We start from the raw sequence: 19,240 nt of genomic DNA, 5'->3' as shown, positions 1-19,240 counted from the left end.
TTTAGTGCAGTAAACGGCCCTTCTCTAGAAGCCAAAGCACTAAGGCGGTGCAGGAATGGCGGGGCAGTATTTACTTCCAGATGAGCTGCCGGTCATTTCGAGAAAAAAAGGGTTGCACCCGGTTGCACCTCAATCAGCGCGCAGCTAATCTTGCCGCCAGCTGATGCCACGCCACACGTGGTAAACATGAGGATAAAAATATGGCTACCACCACCCTTGGGGTCAAACTCGACGACCCGACCCGCGAACGCCTCAAGGCGGCCGCAACCTCGATTGATCGCACGCCGCACTGGCTGATCAAGCAGGCAATTTTCAATTACCTGGAAAAACTCGAGGGTGGTGCAACCCTGACCGAGCTGAACGGTTCCCCTCGTGCCGACAGCGACGACGCTGGCGATGTACAGGTCGACCACGCTCACCAATGCTTCCTCGAGTTTGCCGAGAGCATCCTGCCGCAGTCGGTCCTGCGCGCCTCCATCACCGCCGCTTACCGCCGCCCGGAGCCGGAAGTGGTGCCGATGCTGATGGAGCAGGCCCGACTGCCGGCCGAAATGGCCGAAGCCACCAATAAGCTGGCGGCGTCGATTGCTGAAAAACTGCGTAACCAGAAGAGTGCCGGCGGCCGTGCCGGTATCGTTCAGGGCCTGCTGCAGGAATTTTCCCTGTCTTCCCAGGAAGGCGTGGCGCTGATGTGCCTGGCCGAGGCGCTGCTGCGCATCCCGGACAAAGGTACCCGCGATGCCCTGATCCGCGACAAGATCAGCACCGGCAACTGGCACCCACACCTGGGCAACAGCCCGTCGCTGTTCGTCAACGCCGCCACCTGGGGCTTGTTGCTGACCGGCAAGCTGGTCGCCACCCACAATGAAGCAGGCCTGACTTCGTCCCTGAGCCGCATCATCGGCAAGAGCGGCGAGCCGATGATCCGCAAGGGCGTCGACATGGCCATGCGCTTGATGGGCGAGCAATTCGTCACCGGCGAAACCATCGCCGAAGCCCTGGCCAACGCCAGCAAGTTCGAATCCAAGGGTTTCCGCTATTCCTACGACATGCTGGGTGAAGCCGCGCTCACCGAACATGACGCTCAGAAATACCTGGCCTCGTACGAACAAGCCATTCACTCGATCGGCAAAGCCTCCCATGGTCGTGGGATTTATGAAGGCCCGGGCATTTCCATCAAGCTCTCGGCCCTGCACCCGCGCTACAGCCGCGCCCAGTACGAGCGCGTCATGGACGAGCTGTACCCGCGCCTGCTGTCGCTGACCCTGCTGGCCAAGCAATACGACATCGGCCTGAACATCGACGCCGAAGAAGCCGACCGCCTCGAACTGTCCCTGGACCTGCTGGAGCGCCTGTGCTTCGAGCCGCAACTGACCGGCTGGAACGGCATCGGCTTCGTGATCCAGGCGTACCAGAAGCGTTGCCCATACGTGATCGACTACGTCATCGACCTGGCCCGCCGCAGCCGCCACCGCTTGATGATTCGCCTGGTAAAAGGCGCGTACTGGGACAGCGAGATCAAGCGCGCCCAGGTCGAAGGCCTGGAAGGCTATCCGGTCTACACCCGCAAGGTGTACACCGACGTGTCCTACATCGCTTGCGCGCGCAAGCTGCTGTCGGTGCCGGAAGTCATCTACCCGCAGTTCGCCACGCACAACGCCCATACCCTGTCGGCCATTTACCACATCGCCGGTCAGAACTATTACCCGGGCCAGTATGAATTCCAGTGCCTGCACGGCATGGGTGAACCGCTGTACGAACAGGTTGTAGGCAAGGTCTCCGAAGGCAAGCTGAACCGTCCGTGCCGTGTGTACGCGCCGGTCGGCACCCACGAAACACTGCTGGCCTACCTCGTACGCCGCTTGCTGGAAAACGGCGCGAACACTTCGTTCGTCAACCGCATCGCCGACCAGTCGATTTCCATCCAGGAACTGGTCGCCGATCCAGTGGCCAGCATCGAGCAGATGGCAACCCTGGAAGGCGGTTTCGGCCTGCCGCACCCGCGCATCCCACTGCCACGCGACCTGTACGGCAGCGACCGCGCCAACTCCAGCGGCATCGACCTGGCCAACGAACATCGCCTGGCATCGCTGTCTTGCGCCCTGCTGGCGACCGCCCATAACGACTGGAAAGCCGTGCCGATGCTCGGTTGCGCCGCTAGCGAAGAAAGCCCGGCAGCGGTGCTCAACCCGTCCGATCACCGCGATGTGGTTGGCCATGTGCAGGAAGCCACGGTTGCCGACGTCGACAACGCCATTCAGTGCGCCCTCAATGCCGCACCGATCTGGCAGGCCACGCCACCGGCCGAGCGCGCTGCGATCCTCGAGCGCGCCGCCGACCTGATGGAAGGCGAAATCCAGCCGCTGATGGGCCTGCTGGCCCGCGAAGCCGGCAAGACCTTCGCCAACGCGATTGCCGAAGTACGTGAAGCCGTGGACTTCCTGCGCTACTACGCAGTGCAGGCGCGCAACGATTTCACCAACGACGCCCACCGCCCATTGGGCCCGGTGGTCTGCATCAGCCCGTGGAACTTCCCGCTGGCGATTTTCAGCGGCCAGGTCGCTGCCGCTCTGGCCGCCGGCAACCCGGTTCTGGCCAAGCCCGCCGAACAGACGCCACTGGTGGCGGCCCAGGCGGTGCGCCTGATGCTCGAAGCCGGTATTCCGCAAGGCGTCCTGCAACTGCTGCCGGGTCGCGGCGAAACCGTCGGTGCCCGCCTGGTGGGTGACGAGCGCGTCAAGGGCGTGATGTTCACCGGTTCCACCGAAGTTGCCCGCCTGCTGCAACGCAACATCGCCGGTCGCCTGGACAACCAGGGCCGGCCGATCCCGCTGATCGCCGAGACCGGTGGCCAGAACGCGATGATCGTCGACTCCTCGGCCCTGACCGAACAAGTGGTTATCGATGTGGTGTCGTCGGCCTTCGACAGCGCTGGCCAGCGTTGCTCGGCCCTGCGGGTCCTGTGCTTGCAGGAAGATTCCGCCGACCGCGTCATCGAAATGCTCAAGGGTGCCATGGCCGAATCGCGCCTCGGCAATCCTGAGCGCCTGTCCGTGGACATCGGCCCGGTGATCGACGCCGAAGCCAAGGCCGGCATCGAGAAACACATCCAGGCCATGCGCGACAAGGGTCGCGCCGTGTACCAGATGGCAATCGCCGACAGTGACGAGTGCAAGCGCGGCACCTTCGTGATGCCGACCTTGATCGAACTGGAAAGCTTCGACGAGTTGCAGCGTGAAATCTTCGGCCCGGTGCTGCACGTGGTGCGTTACAAGCGCAAGGAGCTGGATCAGTTGATCAACCAGATCAACGCTTCCGGCTATGGCCTGACCCTGGGCGTGCATACCCGCATCGACGAGACCATCGCCAAGGTCATCGACAATGTGCATGCGGGCAACGTGTACGTGAACCGCAACATTGTCGGCGCCGTGGTCGGTGTCCAGCCGTTTGGTGGCGAAGGCCTGTCGGGCACCGGCCCCAAGGCCGGTGGTCCGCTGTATCTGTACCGCCTGCTGTCGATGCGTCCTACCGATGCGATCCAGCAATCCTTCGTCCGTGGCGATGCGCTGGCGGCACCGGACCTGCGTTTGCGCGAGGCCATGGGCAAACCGCTGGCGGCGCTGCAAGCCTGGGCTGACAGCCAGAAGCTCGCCGAACTGAGCGCCCTGTGCGTGCAGTTCGCGGCTCAGTCGCAAAGCGGTATTACCCGTCAGTTGACTGGCCCGACCGGTGAACGCAACAGCTACGCCATCCTGCCGCGCGAGCACGTGCTGTGCCTGGCCGACGTGGAAGGCGACCTGCTGACGCAACTGGCGGCCGTACTGGCCGTGGGCGGCTCGGCCGTGTGGCCGGAAACCGACACCAGCAAGGCTGTGTTCGCACGTTTGCCGAAGGATATTCAGGCGCGCATCCAGCGAGTGGCCGACTGGACCAAGGACGATGTGCTGTTCGACGCGGTCCTGCATCACGGCGACTCGGATCAATTGCGCGGTGTTTGCCAGCAAGTGGCCAAGCGCGCTGGCGCCATCGTCGGTGTGCACGGGTTGTCCCAGGGCGAAACCAATATTGCCTTGGAACGCTTGGTTATCGAACGTGCGCTGAGCGTCAACACCGCCGCTGCGGGTGGCAACGCCAGCCTGATGACCATCGGCTAAATGCTGTAAGCCAGGCACCTGCAATAGGTGCTTGGCAATAGCAATCCCTGTGGGAGCGAGCTTGCTCGCGATAGCGGTGCTTCAGTCAGGAATGTTGTCGACTGGAACACTGCTATCGCGAGCAAGCTCGCTCCCACACTTTTTTGATTAGCGTCACCCTCGCTCCTCCATCACCCAAATCAATCATCCTGTTCAGCCTCCATCCCCACGCCTAGACTCGGCCCATTCCAAAAAAAGGTAGGCCGCCATGTCCGAGACGTTGCTCAGTTCCCGCAATCTGGCTTTCGAGCTGTACGAAGTCCTCGATGCCGAGGGCCTGACTCAGCGCGAGCGGTTTGCCGAGCACAATCGCGAAACCTTCGACGCAGCCCTCGGCACGGCCCGCAGCATCGCCGAGAAATTTTTCGCGCCTCACAACCGCAAGAATGATGAAAACGAACCGCGCTACGAGAACGGCCAGGCGATCCTGATTCCCGAGGTGAAGCCGGCGGTGGATGCCTTCCTGGAGGCCGGGTTCCTCAATGCCGCGCGCAGTTTCGAGGCCGGTGGCATGCAACTGCCGACGTTGCTGTCCCAGGCCTGTTTCGCGCACTTCCAGTCGGCCAATGCCGCATCGACCTCTTACCCGTTCCTGACCATGGGCGCGGCGAACCTGATCGAAAGCTTCGGCAGCGACGAGCAGAAGCAACGCTTCCTGCAACCGATGATCGACGGCCGCTTCTTCGGCACCATGGCCCTGACCGAGCCCCATGCCGGTTCCTCGCTGTCGGATATTCGCACACGCGCAGAGCCGGCGCCTGACGGCACCTATCGACTCAAAGGCAACAAGATCTTCATCTCCGGTGGCGATCATCCGCTGTCGGAAAACATCGTGCACATGGTCTTGGCGAAATTGCCGGATGCACCGCCGGGCGTGAAAGGCATTTCGTTGTTTATCGTGCCCAAGTTCCTGGTCAACGACGACGGCAGCCTCGGCCCGCGTAACGACGTGCTGCTGGCCGGGTTGTTCCACAAGATGGGCTGGCGCGGCACCACGTCCACCGCGTTGAACTTCGGCGACAACGGCGACTGTGTCGGTTACCTGGTAGGCAAACCGCACCACGGCCTGAGCTATATGTTCCAGATGATGAACGAGGCGCGGATCGGCGTCGGCATGGGCGCGGTGATGCTCGGTTACGCCGGTTACCTGTATTCCCTTGAGTACGCCCGCGAACGCCCGCAGGGACGGGTGCCCGACAGCAAGGACCCGACCACCGCCCCCGTGGCAATCATCCAGCACGCCGACGTGCGGCGCATGCTGCTGACCCAGAAGGCCTACGTCGAGGGTTCGTTTGACCTGGGCCTTTATGCAGCCCGGCTGTTCGACGACACCACCACCCTGGAAAGCGAAGCCGAGCGTCGGCGCGCCCATGAACTGCTGGACCTGCTGACGCCTATCGTCAAGTCCTGGCCCTCGGAGTTCTGCCTGAAAGCCAACGAACTGGCAATCCAGATTCTCGGCGGCCACGGCTACACCCGCGAATACCCGGTGGAGCAGTACTACCGCGACAACCGCTTGAACCCGATCCATGAAGGCACCCATGGCATCCAATCCCTGGACCTGCTGGGACGCAAGCTGGCGCAGAACGGCGGTGCCGGTCTCAAGCAGTTGATTCGCCTGGTAGCCGACACCACCGAACGGGCCCAGGCGCACCCATCGCTGACGCCGCTGCGCCAGCCGCTGGAAGCGCTGGTGGCGCGCCTGCAAACCGTCACCCTCGGTTTGCTGACGGACCTGGCCCAGGGCAAGGTCAACGGCAGCCTCGCCAACTCGGCGCTGTACCTGAAGGTGTTTGGACACATGGTGATTGGCTGGCGCTGGCTGGAACAGGCGATTCGTGCCGAGGAAGGCCTGGCCAAGGGCAACGCGGCGGACAGCGACTTCTATAGAGGCAAGCTGCAAGCGGCGCGCTACTTCCTGACCTGGGAAGTGCCGGGGTGTCACCATGAGCTGGCGATTCTTGAGGCGCGGGATGATACGTGCCTGGGGATGCGGGATGAGTGGTTCTGAGCCAGTGCTTGTGGTGTGGCTGACATCCAATCGCGAGCAAGCTCGCTCCCCAAGGGGTTTCAAGTGAACACGACATCTGCGTTCACCCCTGATCCACTGTGGGAGCGAGCTTGCTCGCGATAGCGGCGTTCCAGTCAATACACAGGCAACTGTGCTGACGCCATCGCGAGCAAGCTCGCTCCCACACAAAGCCCTGCAGTCAACATTCGCTAACGGTTCAAGCCTGCTGAATCGTCTTGGCAATCACCTCGACCGTGGCGCTGACTTGCTCTTGGTAACGGTCGAGTTCCGCTTGATGCTGCTTCTGCATTTCCATCTGCTGCGAACACAGGTTCATGGCCGCCAATACCAGCAGGCGATCACCGATCAGTGTCGGGTATTTCCTTTTGGTATCGGCCAGTGCGGCCTTGAGCATCGAAGCGGCGTCCAGCAGGGCCTGTTCCTGCCCGGCCGGCGCTTTGATCGAATAGTCTTCTCCCAGGATCGAGATGACCGTCACCCCATCGGCGCCGTGCTTCATGCGCTGACAGGACCGGCGCTGGCGCGCTCGATCAGGGCCTGGATGCGGGCCGCGGTGGCGCCGTGCAGTTCTTCCTGTTCCATCAGGCTCAGTTGCAGGCTTTCGTTTTCATCCTTGGCCTTGGCAAGTTCGGCGCTCAGGGTTTCGTTCAGGCCGGTGAGTTGCAGATTCTGTTGCACCAGGTCGTTGACCAGTTGCTCCAGTTGGCTGAGGGATGCTTCCAACATATTGATTTCCAGGCTTTTCCAAGGGGCGCGTACGATAAAGAAAAGTCACCGCCGATGCCACGCTTTACGCAGTGGCGGCGCTTCGCTCGCGAGCTGTAGAGACTGCGATTCAAGCATCTGGTTCCTACCCTTCGTCGCACAGCGACTGCTGCACTGCGACAAAAGCACGCACGGCACTCAAGACTTCGGTCGCTAGACCGATAAGTCAGTGAAACCAGTCACAGCCCCGCACGGACGCGCTTCTTCACGGTAACTTCCATGTCCCTACGTAATATGAACATCGCGCCGCGGGCGTTCCTGGGGTTTGCCCTGATCGGCGCCCTGATGCTGGCCCTCGGCGTGTTCGCCCTGACTCAGATGAGCAAGATTCGCGGGTCCGGCGAGAGCATCGCCCAAAACAGTGTGCCCAGCATCAAGGCCCTGGATGAGTTCACCCAGCTCACTCTGCGCCTGCGCGTATTGTCCTATCGCTTGCTGGTCAACCGCGAACCGGACATCCAACAGAAAACCTACGATCTGTTCGAACAACGCAACCAACAGATCCGCACGGCCCAGACCACCTACGAAAAACTCATCAGCGCGCCGAACGAACGGGCCGCCTACGATCAGTACGTGCAACTGCTCGGGCAGTACCGTCAGCTCGAAGAGCGCATGAAAACCCTGTCTCGCAACAATCAGGTCGATGAACTGCGGGCGTTGCTCAACACTGAACTGCTGAGCAACTCCGACGCCATCAATGCCGCAATCGGCCACTTGGTGGAAATCAACAACCAGCAAGCCGTGGCACTCAATCAGAGCGCAGCGCAACAATATTCAGGCGCTTTCAACTGGGTCGTCACCCTGCTGGTCATCGCCACCGGCCTGACCGTGCTGTTCGCCTGGCTGCTGACCAACAGCATCACCAAGCCGATCGCCAACGCATTGGATGCCGCCGAAGAAATCGCCAAGGGCAACCTGACCCGGCCGATCACCGTGGACGGCAGCGACGAAGCCGGCCGCCTGCTGCGGGCGATGTCGACCATGCAGGACAAACTGCGCGACACCCTGCAGCGGATCTCTGGCTCGGCCACGCAACTGGCGTCCGCCGCTGAAGAACTCAACAGCGTCACCGACGAAAGCGCCCGTGGCTTGACCCAGCAGAACAACGAAATCGAGCAGGCCGCCACGGCGGTCAACGAGATGACCAGCGCCGTGGAAGAAGTCGCGCGCAACGCCGTCAGCACGTCGGAAGCGTCCAGGAACGCCACTACGTCCGCTGGCGACGGCCGCGACCTGGTGCAGGAAACCGTCGGCGCCATCGAGCGCATGAGCGCCGACGTACAAAGCACAGCCTCGTTGATCGGCAACCTGGCCAACGAGTCCCGGGATATCGGCAAGGTTCTGGATGTGATCCGCGGCCTGGCCGACCAGACCAACCTGCTGGCACTGAACGCCGCCATCGAAGCCGCTCGCGCCGGTGAGGCCGGACGAGGCTTTGCCGTGGTCGCCGACGAAGTTCGCGCCCTGGCCCACCGCACCCAGCAGTCGACCAGCGAAATCGAACGCATGATCGGCAGCATCCAGAGCGGCACCGAACAGGCCGTGGATTCGATGCGCAACAGCACCGAACGCGCCGAATCGACGCTGAACATAGCCCGCGGTGCCGGCATGTCCCTGGACACAATCAACAGCGCCATCGTCGAGATCAACGAACGCAACCTGGTGATCGCCAGCGCCGCCGAAGAACAGGCCCAGGTGGCCCGTGAAGTGGACCGCAACCTGGTGAACATCCGCGACCTGTCGGTGCAATCGGCCACCGGCGCCAACCAGACCAGTGCCGCCAGCGCCGAACTGTCGCGCCTGGCGGTGGACCTGAACAGCATGGTCGGGCGGTTCAGCCTTTAACCGCAAACCCATCGATCGCTCACATTCCGTGGGCGATCAATGCTGTTGTGGCGAGGGAGCTTGCTCCCGCTGGGCTCTGTAGGAGCTGTGTAGGAGCTGTGTAGGAGCTGTGTAGGAGCTGTCGAGTGCAACGAGGCTGCGATCTTTCCCCAGACAATTGAGTCCCAAGCGAAAGATCAAGATCAAGATCAAAAGATCGCAGACTTCGCCAGCTCCTACAGAGCCGAGCGGGAGCAAGCTCCCTCGCCACAAGGGCAGCACCCAGAACCCGATCTCCCAACCTTTTTTGACAGCATCACATTTCAACAGGTTAGAATCGCTGGCACGCAGACTGCATGGTCAGTTTGCGCCCGTCCTTCAGTTCTCCCGGAGTAACGCCTTTGACTGCAACGACCATCAACAGCCTGTTCTTGATCGGCGCGTTGCTGGTAGGTGCGAGCATCCTGGTGAGTTCTCTTTCGTCCCGCCTGGGCATCCCGATCCTGGTGATCATCCTGGCCGTGGGCATGGTGGCCGGTGTCGACGGCGCCGGTATTCTTTTCGATAACTACGCCACGGCCTATCTGGTCGGCAACCTCGCGTTGGCGGTCATCCTGCTCGATGGCGGCTTGCGCACGCGGGTGTCGAGCTTTCGCGTGGCGCTGTGGCCGGCGTTGTCGCTGGCGACGGTCGGGGTGTTGATTACCACCGGACTGACCGGCCTAGCGGCGGCATGGCTGTTCAACCTCAACCTGATCCAAGGCCTGCTGATCGGCGCCATCGTCGGCTCCACCGACGCCGCGGCGGTGTTCTCGCTGCTGGGCGGCAAAGGCCTGAACGAACGGGTCAGCGCCACCCTGGAAATCGAGTCCGGCAGCAACGACCCCATGGCGGTGTTCCTCACCGTCACCTTGATCGGCATGCTGGCCAGCGGTGAAACCGGCCTGCACTGGAGCCTGTTGGGGCATCTGGTGCAAGAGTTCGGGATTGGCGCCGTGATCGGCCTGGGCGGTGGCTGGCTCATGCTACAGATGGTCAACCGCATCAACCTGGCCAACGGGCTCTACCCGATCCTGGTCATCAGCGGCGGCCTGGCCGTGTTCGCCCTGACCAACGCCCTGCACGGCAGTGGCTTCCTGGCGGTGTACCTGTGTGGCCTGGTGCTGGGCAACCGTCCGGTGCGCAGCCGCCATGGCATCCTGCATATGCTCGATGGCATGGCGTGGCTGGCGCAGATCGGCATGTTCCTGGTGCTGGGGCTGCTGGTCACGCCCCACGACCTGTTGCCGATCGCCCTGCCGGCCCTGGGGCTGGCGTTGTGGATGATCCTGTTTGCCCGCCCGCTGTCGGTCATGGTCGGCCTGCTGCCGTTCAAGGCGTTCCATGGTCGTGAAAAAGCGTTTATCTCCTGGGTCGGGCTGCGCGGCGCGGTGCCGATCATCCTGGCCGTGTTCCCGCTGATGGCCGGCCTGCCCCAGGCGCAGCTCTATTTCAACCTGGCATTTTTTATCGTGCTGGTGTCGCTGCTGGTGCAGGGCACGAGCTTGCCGTGGGTCGCCAAGTTGTTGCATGTGACCGTCCCGCCCGAGCCACTGCCGATTTCCCGGGCCGCGCTGGAAGTGCACGTCACCAGCGAGTGGGAGCTGTTCATCTATCGCCTGGGCAAGGAAAAATGGTGCATCGGTTCGCCCCTGCGGGACCTGAAAATGCCCGATGGAACCCGCATCGCGGCCCTGTTCCGTGGCCAGCAATTGCTCCATCCGTCGGGTAGTACGGTGCTGGAAGTCGATGATTTGCTGTGTGTTATCGGCCATGAACACGATTTGCCAGCCCTTGGAAAACTGTTCAGCCAGGCACCGCAACGAGGCTTGGATTTGCGCTTCTTCGGCGACTTCGTACTCGAAGGAGACGCCCAGCTGGCCGCGGTTGCCGCACTCTACGGGTTGAAGCTGGACGGCATCGATCCAGACATGACCCTGGGCCGCTTCATTGCCCAGAAAGTGGGCGGTGCGCCAGTAGTCGGCGACCAAGTGGACTGGAACAATACCCTGTGGACCGTCGCGGCCATGGACGGGAACAAGATCGGCAAAGTGGGCGTCAGATTCCCCGAAGGAAGTCGCCCGGGTCCCGGCTTGTTCCTCTAAACTGCTCCCACTCTCACTTGCTTGACCGGTCTCTATGCCTACCCTGCGCTCCTTTTTCGCCATTGCCCTGCTCGGCCTGAGTCTTTCCATCTGCACGGTGCACGCCGCCGAGCCGCCCACCAGTGCCTCGGTACAGGCCAGCCTGGACAAGATCGGCGACCGCAAACTGCCGGAGGCTGACCAGAAAGCCCTGCAGGCCGTCTTGCAGAACACGCTGACCCAGCTCAACAACAAGGCTGATTACGAACAGAAGCTGCAGGCGCTCAAACAGCAACTGGCCACGGCGCCCAAGCAGAACATCGAGAACCAGCGCGAACTGGCGCGGCTCAAGGGCACCACGGTGGTGCCAGTGGCGCAACGCTATGCCAACCTGCCGATTCCCCAGCTCGAACAAATGCTCACGGATCGCTCCACCCAGCAGAGCGACCTGCAAAAAGCCCTGGCCGATGCCAACAGCCTGGTCATCACCGCCCAGACCCGCCCCGAGCGCGCCCAGGCGGAAATCTCCACCAGCCAGACCCGCATCCAGCAGATCAACACGATTCTCAAGGCCGGTCGAGATGCCGGCAAGGCCCTCAGCGCCGAGCAGCGCGACCAGCTCAACGCCGAGTTGGCGGCACTCAATGCGCTGATCCCTCTGCGCCGCCAGGAACTGGCCGGCAACAGCCAACTGCAGGACCTGGGCAACGGCCAGCACGACCTGCTGATGGAAAAAATCGCCCGCATGGAGCAGGAAATCCAGGACCTGCAGAACCTGATCAACCAGAAGCGCCTGGCCCAATCCCAGGAGACAGTGACCCAGCAATCCATCGAAGCCCAGAAGGCCGGTGGCAGCAGCTTGCTGGCGACCGAAAGCTCAGCCAACCTGAAGCTCTCCGACTACCTGCTCAAGAGCACCGACCGCCTCAACGAGGTCACCCAGCAGAACCTGCAGACCAAGCAATTGCTGGACAGCGTGACCCAGACCGACGCCGCCCTGGACGAACAGATCAGCGTGCTCAAGGGCAGCCTGCTGCTCTCCAAGATTCTCTACAAGCAGCGCCAGACCCTGCCGCGCCTGAAGCTGGACCAGACCCTGGCCGACCAGATCGCCGACATCCGCCTGTACCAGTTCGAAGTCAGCCAACAACGTGAGCTGTTGAACAACCCCAGTGCCTATGTCGACAACCTGCTGGCCTCGCAACCCTCGGAACAAGCCACGCCGCAACTGCGCAAGACCTTGCTGGAGCTGGCACTGACCCGCGTCGACCTGCTGGAGCGCCTGAACCGGGAGTTGAGCGCGGTACTCAACGAATCCATCACCTTGCAGCTCAACCAGAAGCAACTGCTCAGCACCGCCCAGAACCTGCGGGCGACGCTTGAAGAGCAGATGTTCTGGATTCCCAGCAACAAGCCGCTGGATTTCGAATGGATGCGTGCCGTGCCGACGCGCCTGGAGAAACAGATCGACTCGCTGCCTTGGGCGTCGAGCCTCAGTGAGCTGGCCGATGGCCTGACCCAGCGGCCCTTGCTGTTCCTGCCCCTGGTGCTGCTGATCGGCGTGCTGCTGTGGCGGCGCAAGAACCTCTACGCCCGCTTGAACAAGGTTCACCAGGACGTTGGCCACTTCAAGCGCGACAGCCAGTGGCACACCCCCCAGGCGATCCTGATCAACATCCTGCTGGCAATGCCGGTCGCCCTGGCGCTGACCCTCTGCGGCTATGCCTTGCAGATCGATGCTCGCGGCCAGAACGCCAACCTCGGCGCGGCGCTGCTGCAGATCGGCCAGGCCTGGCTGGTGTTCTACACCGCCTATCGGGTGCTGGCGCCAGGCGGCGTGGCCGAGTTGCATTTCCGCTGGGAGAAACCCCAGGTCGAATTCCTCCAAGGCTGGATTCGCCGGCTCGGGCTGGTGGTACTGGCGCTGGTGGCCGTGGTGGCCGTGGCCGAGTTGCAACCTTCGACCCTGGCCGATGACGTGCTCGGCATGCCGGTAGTGCTGACCTGCTATGCGCTGATGGCGTGGCTGCTCAGTCGCCTGTTGCTGAGCAGCCCGACGCACAAGAACACTTCACTGTTCCGCAAGGCCGTCGGGGTGCTGTTCACCGCACTGCCGATCGCGCTATTCGTGGCGGTGTGCTTCGGCTACTACTACACCGCACTGAAGCTCAGCGACCGACTGATCAATACCTTGTACCTGCTGATGTTCTGGCTGGTGATCGAAGCCACCTTCGTGCGCGGCCTGTCGGTCGCGGCGCGGCGCCTGGCCTACCAGCGCGCCCTGGCCAAGCGCCAGGCGGCCAAGGAAGCCGGCGACGGCGAAGCGGTGGTCGAAGAGCCGACCCTGGATATCGAGAAGGTCAACGAGCAATCCCTGCGCCTGATCCGCCTCGCCCTGCTCGGCGGCTTCATGGCCGCGCTGTATTGGGTCTGGTCGGACCTGATCAGCGTGTTCTCGTACCTGGACAACATCACCCTCTACGAGTACACCAGCGGCACCGGCGTCAACATGAGCATGGTGCCCATCAGCATTGGTGACATGCTCGGCGCGCTGATCATCATCGGCATTACCTTTGCCCTGGCACGCAACCTGCCGGGCCTGCTGGAAGTGTTCGTGCTGTCAAAGCTCAACCTTGCCCAAGGCAGCGCTTACGCGACCACCACGCTGTTGTCCTACGTCATCGCCGGCGTCGGTTTCGTCACTACGCTCTCTACCCTGGGCGTGAGCTGGGACAAGCTGCAATGGCTGGTGGCGGCACTGTCGGTAGGCCTGGGTTTCGGCATGCAGGAGATCTTCGCCAACTTCATCTCCGGCATCATGATCCTGTTCGAACGCCCGGTGCGCATCGGCGACACCATCACCATCGGCAACCTGTCGGGCACGGTCAGCAAGATCCGCATTCGCGCGACCACCATCACCGACTTCGATCGCAAGGACATCATTGTCCCGAACAAGACCTTCATCACCGGGCAACTGATCAACTGGTCGCTGACCGACACCGTGACCCGCGTGACCCTGAAACTGGGTGTGGATTATGGTTCGGACCTGGATCGGGTGCGCGAGCTGCTGCTCAAGGCGGCCCGCGATAACCCGCGCGTGCTAAAGGAGCCAGAGCCGATCGTGTACTTCCTGAACTTCGGTGAAAGCACACTGGACCATGAACTGCGCATGCACGTACGCGACCTGGGCGACCGCAACCCGGTGCTGGACGAGATCAACCGCTTCATCAACCGGGAATTCAAGAAGGAACATATCAATATTTCGTTCCGTCAGATGGAGATCTATCTGAAGAACATGCAAGGCCAGGAATACAAACTGGTGCCTGCAGAGCCCGACAAAAAGACCATTCCGCCCGTGCCTTCGGCGGTCGCCAGCATCAAACCGGTGTCCGAACCTCCGCAGGGTAAACTCGACTGACTTGGGTTGCCTACGGGCGGTCCCGCTGGAGACGGCCATGAAATCGCTGGAAACGCTGACCTTCGATAACCGTTTCGCCCGCCTGGGCGACGGTTTCTCGGCCCACGTGCTGCCCGAGCCCATCGACAACCCCCGATTGGTGGTCGCCAGCCCGGCGGCCATGGCGCTGCTGGACCTGGATCCTGCAGAAGCCGAGACAGCGCTGTTCGCCGAGATCTTCGGCGGCCACAAGCTCTGGGCTGAAACCGAGCCCCGGGCGATGATCTATTCAGGTCATCAGTTTGGCCACTACAACCCACAACTGGGCGATGGCCGCGGGTTGCTGCTGGGCGAGGTGTACAACGAGGCCGGCGAGCACTGGGACATGCACCTCAAGGGCGCCGGCCAGACGCCGTTCTCACGCATGGGCGACGGGCGCGCGGTGCTGCGCTCCTCGATCCGCGAATTCCTCGTCTCCGAGGCCTTGCACGCCCTGGGCATCCCCACCACCCGCGCCTTGTGCGTGATCGGCTCGGACACCCCGGTGTGGCGCGAAAAACAGGAACGCGCCGCCATGGTGCTGCGCCTGGCGCCGAGCCATGTGCGTTTCGGCCATTTCGAATATTTCTACTACACCAAGAAACCCGAACTGCACGCGACCCTCGCCGAGCACGTCTTGAACCTGCATTTTGCCGAGTGCCGTGAGCAGCCGGAGCCGTACCTGGCGATGTACCGCGAAATCGTCGAGCGCAACGCCGAGCTGATTGCCAAATGGCAGGCCTACGGTTTCTGCCACGGCGTGATGAACACCGACAACATGTCGATCCTGGGCATCACCTTCGACTTCGGGCCGTTCGCCTTCCTCGATGACTTCGACGCCAACTTCATCTGCAACCACTCCGATGACCAGGGCCGCTATTCGTTCAGCAACCAGGTGCCCATCGGCCAGTGGAACCTCAGCGCCCTGGCCCAGGCCCTGACGCCCTTCATCAGCGTCGAGGCGCTGCGTGAGACCCTCGGGCTATACTTGCCGCTGTACCAGGCTCACTACCTGGACTTGATGCGCCGCCGCCTCGGTTTGACCGTCGCCGAAGAGGATGACCAGAAACTGGTGGAGCGCCTGCTGCAACTGATGCAGAACAGCGGCGTCGACTACAGCCTGTTCTTCCGTCGACTCGGCGACCAGGCGCCCGAGCACGCCATCGCCACCCTGCGCGACGACTTCGTCGACCTCAAGGGCTTCGACGCCTGGGGCGAACTCTATATCGCCCGCGTCAACCGCGAAGGCCCCGTCGATCAAGACCAACGGCGCGCCCGCATGCACGCCGTCAACCCGCTGTACGTGCTGCGCAATTACCTGGCACAGAAAGCCATCGAAGCCGCCGAATCAGGCGACTACGACGAAGTCCGCCGCTTGCACACTGTGTTGAGCAAGCCATTCGAAGAACAATCGGGCATGGACAGCTACGCCGAGCGTCCGCCGGAGTGGGGCAAGCATCTGGAGATCAGTTGCTCGTCGTAGCGCAGGCCCTGGCTAAAACAGACCTCCCACCAAACACATAACCCGGTGGCGAGGGAGCTTGCTCCCGCTGAGCCGTAGGAGCGTGTAGGAGCTGTTTAGGAGCTGTTTAGGAGCTGTCGAGTGCAAACGAGGCTGCGATCTTTCCCCAAACACTTGAGTCTCAAGCGAAAGGTCAAAAGATCGCAGCCTTCGGCAACTCCTACAGAACCGAGCGGGAGCAAGCTCCCTCGCCACAGTTAGTGCGCCAAGCCATCAAATAAAGGTCTCAACCGATACGCCGAAGCGCTCCGCCAGCCAGCGGATCTGCCTTAAATTGAGCTGACGCTTGCCGCTCAATATCTCCGATACCACCGACTGGGTACCGACACCCGGCAAGTCGCTCTGGCTCTTCCCATGCTCGCGCATCAGATAACGAAGCGCCTCAACGCCAGTGGCCTTGGGCATCGGCCGGTGTTGATGATCCCAGGCCTCGATCCATTCACCGATAATGTCCACCAGGCTCATCAGCGGATGGGCTTCTTCTTCGCCAACCAACTCCAACAATTCATCGAGCGCTGCGACCAACCGGTCGTAATCCTCTTCGCTCCTGGGCTTACGCAGCAAGGGAGACACAAACTCCCAATGGGCGGCGACTTGTTCGATCAGTGCACTCATCCCTTTTCCTCCTTCCACTTGCCTCTGTCGTATTCCCGATGGTCAAGCACGCATTTGATATACAGACGCTGCGCTCGGTATCGAATCACCGCAATCAGCCGCAACTTGTTTCCACCGATGTCAAACACATGCAGCGGACCGACCTTATCAGTTGCCGGAAATATGGATTTCATCGCTGCAAAATCAGCCGGGCTATTGCGCTTGATCAGCCGATACCATTGATCCAACGCATTCGCTGAATGTGGCCATTTCTCCTTGGCCTCCCAAATGCGTTTCTCGGTGATCACATGCATGCAACGTCCTTATCGCATTTTGCTATGGGAAAGTTAAACACAAATCTGGCACATCGCAAATTGCGATATAGCCAGATAGACAAATGGTTAGCTCTTGCTGGTTTCCAGCCTAGTCGCCAAGAGCTTTAGGTCTCGGTAAGAAATGTGAGCAGATATGAGTCCTGCTCACCCAACCTTATCGTTCCCCTGCTCAGGCGTCTCGATCCCCGGCTCTGCCTCTTCAACCCCCTTCTCCCTGGGTTTTGCCGGCGGCTTTTCCTCGGGATAACCGGGCATGCCGCGGGCGTCTTCCGGGGTCAATTCGTCCCGATCATGGCGACGGTCGGTGGCGTAGGCCGGGGCGGCGTTGGGGTCCTCGTCGCGGCCGGCGGTGCCGAGGACGAAGCCGTCATCGTTGGGATTGTCCACTGCCTGGGGAGTGGCTGGGTCTTGAGGATGGCTCATGGGACCTCCTGAGTCTGCAAACAGGTACGTGGTGTCTTTTTTGAGGCCGTGACAGCGTTTCAGTGCGGCGCACCTGATGAATGGCCCCCTTGATAAATGTCCTTGGAAAAGCCTGGAGTGTGAGTTCCTGTGGGAGCGGGCTTGCTCGCGAAGGCGGCGTATCAGACACATAGATGTTGACTGACACACCGTCTTCGCGAGCAAGCCCGCTCCCACAAGGAGAATCCGGTGGCATTACTGTCTCCGTCCTATGCCATATCACTGTGGCTGAATTCTTCGGCCAGAAAGTCGATCAGCGTACGCACCGACGGCAGCAACCCGCGGCGTGAGGCAAAGATCGCATGGACGATCCCGCATTTCGGCGTCCAGCCCGGCACCAGTTCCACCAGCCGGCCGGCCGCGATGTCTTCGCGCACCACCACGGTGGGCAGGTGGGCGATGCCGATGCCTGCCAGCACCGCATGACGCAGGGCCAGCAGGTCGTCGGTGACCATGCGTGGCGCGTGACGGATCAGCGCGCGGGTGCCATCCGGGCCGAACAACTCCCACTGGTATTCCCGCTGCGCCGCGCCCCAGTGCACGCTGGGCAAGCCGTTGAGGTCCGCCGGGGAGGCCGGTGAAGACAAGCGCTCAAGGAACGCCGGGCTGCCCACCAGGCACTGGGTGCTGTTGCTCAGCACCTTCATGACCATGTCGGTGTTTTCCAGCGGCGGAAAGCGCACCCGCAAGGCGATATCGAACCCTTCATGGATCAAGTCGACCCGGCGGTTGGTGCTCTCGATGAACAACTCCACCCGCGGGTACTTGAGCATGTAGCGGGTCAACATCGGCCCGACCCAACTGTTGAGCAGCGCCGTCGGGCAACTGATGCGCACCAGCCCCTGGGGTTCGGAGCGGTTGCGCTCGATCACTTCCGCCGCGCTCTCGGCCTCGACCCGCATCGCCAGGCAACGCTGGTAATAAGCCTGGCCGATCTCCGTTAGCGTGCAATGGCGGCTGGTGCGATGGAGCAAGCGCACCCCGAGCCGCTCTTCCAACTGGGCGATACGCCGGCTGAGCTTTGACTTCGGCATGTCCAGCGCCCGGCCGGCCGCGGCGAACCCACGGTGCTCGACCACCTGGGTGAAATAGTAAAGCGTGTTGAGGTCTTCGATGATCGTTCTCCAAATAGAACGCTAAGGCTGATTTCCGCAGTCTAGCGCTTCAAAGGTGCCAGTTTTAATCTACACCCATCGAAACGCAACACGGATTCAAACCGGCGCTTCGGCCAGATGAGTCACCCAATAATCGCTGCACCGAATTCAAAACCTTAACCACGCCGAAACCTTCGGCAAACAAAACTTAATGAGGGCTACGCCATGACTGCTTCCTACAACCGTCTCGACAAAGATAACGCCGCCGTTCTGCTGGTCGATCACCAAGCCGGTCTGCTGTCGCTGGTACGCGACATCGACCCGGACCGTTTCAAGAACAACGTACTGGCCCTGGCTGATCTGGCGAAGTACTTCCAACTGCCGACCATCCTCACCACCAGCTTCGAAACCGGCCCCAACGGCCCGTTGATGCCAGAACTCAAGACGCTGTTCCCGGATGCGCCGTACATCGCCCGTCCTGGCCAGATCAACGCCTGGGACAACGAAGATTTCGTCAAGGCAATCAAGGCCACTGGCAAGAAACAACTGATCATCGCCGGCGTCGTCACCGAAGTCTGCGTAGCCTTCCCGGCCCTGTCAGCCCTGGCTGAAGGTTTCGAAGTGTTCGTGGTCACCGATGCGTCTGGCACGTTCAACGAACTGACCCGTCAATCGGCCTGGGACCGCATGTCTTCCTCCGGTGCGCAATTGATGACCTGGTTCGGCCTGGCCTGTGAACTGCACCGCGACTGGCGCAACGACGTGGAAGGCCTGGCGACCCTGTTCTCCAACCACATCCCGGACTACCGCAACCTGATGACCAGCTACAACACGCTGACCAACGGCAAATAACAGCCACA

At 61.7% G+C, this 19,240-nt stretch carries 13 protein-coding genes and 1 pseudogene; 8 read left to right on the top strand and 6 right to left on the bottom strand.

What is annotated here, in order from left to right; genetic code table 11:
• Nucleotides 1-200 precede the first annotated feature (200 nt).
• Together putA and ACIPQ1_RS18455 are read left to right on the top strand one after the other, a co-directional pair.
• Nucleotides 201-4,154: a trifunctional transcriptional regulator/proline dehydrogenase/L-glutamate gamma-semialdehyde dehydrogenase gene (putA, locus tag ACIPQ1_RS18460; protein WP_446534573.1), complete on the top strand. Its 3,954-nt coding sequence runs from the start codon at nucleotides 201-203 to the stop codon at nucleotides 4,152-4,154.
• A gap of 247 nt (nucleotides 4,155-4,401) precedes the next feature.
• Nucleotides 4,402-6,204: an acyl-CoA dehydrogenase gene (locus tag ACIPQ1_RS18455; protein WP_446534572.1), complete on the top strand. Its 1,803-nt coding sequence runs from the start codon at nucleotides 4,402-4,404 to the stop codon at nucleotides 6,202-6,204.
• Between the two features lie 217 nt (nucleotides 6,205-6,421).
• Here the strand turns inward: ACIPQ1_RS18455 and ACIPQ1_RS18450 are convergent, their stop codons facing one another.
• Together ACIPQ1_RS18450 and ACIPQ1_RS18445 are read right to left on the bottom strand one after the other, a co-directional pair.
• Nucleotides 6,422-6,724 (bottom strand): cell division protein ZapA, encoded by a 303-nt coding sequence (locus ACIPQ1_RS18450; protein ID WP_025211477.1) that lies wholly within the window; start codon nucleotides 6,722-6,724, stop codon nucleotides 6,422-6,424.
• Nucleotides 6,721-6,951, bottom strand: a complete 231-nt coding sequence (locus ACIPQ1_RS18445) for a hypothetical protein (RefSeq protein ID WP_250962252.1) — start codon at nucleotides 6,949-6,951, stop codon at nucleotides 6,721-6,723. The genes ACIPQ1_RS18450 and ACIPQ1_RS18445 overlap by 4 nt, the downstream gene beginning before the upstream one ends.
• Nucleotides 6,952-7,209: 258 nt before the next feature.
• On the opposite strand from ACIPQ1_RS18445, the pseudogene ACIPQ1_RS18440 reads away from it, so the two are divergent.
• The 5 genes and pseudogenes from ACIPQ1_RS18440 to selO all read left to right on the top strand — a co-directional run.
• A pseudogene (locus ACIPQ1_RS18440) lies at nucleotides 7,210-7,932 on the top strand (MCP four helix bundle domain-containing protein); the annotation flags it as partial.
• A 30-nt stretch (nucleotides 7,933-7,962) separates the two neighbouring features.
• Entirely contained in the window at nucleotides 7,963-8,835 is an 873-nt protein-coding gene (locus ACIPQ1_RS18435) for a methyl-accepting chemotaxis protein (protein WP_446534598.1), read from the top strand.
• A gap of 380 nt (nucleotides 8,836-9,215) precedes the next feature.
• Nucleotides 9,216-10,958 carry a potassium/proton antiporter gene (locus ACIPQ1_RS18430; RefSeq protein ID WP_207962879.1) on the top strand — a complete coding sequence of 581 codons (1,743 nt, stop codon included), beginning with the start codon at nucleotides 9,216-9,218 and terminating at the stop codon, nucleotides 10,956-10,958.
• A gap of 34 nt (nucleotides 10,959-10,992) precedes the next feature.
• Nucleotides 10,993-14,355 (top strand): mechanosensitive channel MscK, encoded by a 3,363-nt coding sequence (gene mscK, locus ACIPQ1_RS18425; RefSeq protein WP_411386301.1) that lies wholly within the window; start codon nucleotides 10,993-10,995, stop codon nucleotides 14,353-14,355.
• Between the two features lie 37 nt (nucleotides 14,356-14,392).
• On the top strand, nucleotides 14,393-15,856 hold the full coding sequence (gene selO, locus ACIPQ1_RS18420; protein ID WP_446534571.1) for a protein adenylyltransferase SelO: 1,464 nt from the start codon (nucleotides 14,393-14,395) through the stop codon (nucleotides 15,854-15,856).
• Between the two features lie 252 nt (nucleotides 15,857-16,108).
• On the opposite strand, the gene ACIPQ1_RS18415 is transcribed toward selO, so the two are convergent.
• From ACIPQ1_RS18415 to ACIPQ1_RS18400, 4 genes are all read right to left on the bottom strand, one after another.
• Complete coding sequence (locus ACIPQ1_RS18415; protein ID WP_186706037.1) at nucleotides 16,109-16,510, bottom strand: helix-turn-helix domain-containing protein; 402 nt, start codon at nucleotides 16,508-16,510, stop codon at nucleotides 16,109-16,111.
• Nucleotides 16,507-16,803, bottom strand: coding sequence for a type II toxin-antitoxin system HigB family toxin (locus ACIPQ1_RS18410; protein ID WP_053117759.1), 297 nt, complete (start codon nucleotides 16,801-16,803; stop codon nucleotides 16,507-16,509). The genes ACIPQ1_RS18415 and ACIPQ1_RS18410 overlap by 4 nt, the downstream gene beginning before the upstream one ends.
• 165 nt (nucleotides 16,804-16,968) lie before the next feature.
• Nucleotides 16,969-17,247, bottom strand: coding sequence for a hypothetical protein (locus ACIPQ1_RS18405; protein WP_411386299.1), 279 nt, complete (start codon nucleotides 17,245-17,247; stop codon nucleotides 16,969-16,971).
• 248 nt (nucleotides 17,248-17,495) lie between these two features.
• Entirely contained in the window at nucleotides 17,496-18,401 is a 906-nt protein-coding gene (locus ACIPQ1_RS18400; protein WP_217884362.1) for a LysR family transcriptional regulator, read from the bottom strand.
• A gap of 204 nt (nucleotides 18,402-18,605) precedes the next feature.
• Between ACIPQ1_RS18400 and ycaC the strand changes: the two genes are divergently transcribed.
• Complete coding sequence (gene ycaC, locus ACIPQ1_RS18395; protein ID WP_250962260.1) at nucleotides 18,606-19,232, top strand: isochorismate family cysteine hydrolase YcaC; 627 nt, start codon at nucleotides 18,606-18,608, stop codon at nucleotides 19,230-19,232.
• Nucleotides 19,233-19,240: the final 8 nt, after the last annotated feature.

The organism is Pseudomonas sp. LARHCG127 (assembly GCF_052871455.1).
This window is presented reverse-complemented; position numbering and strand designations above follow the sequence as displayed.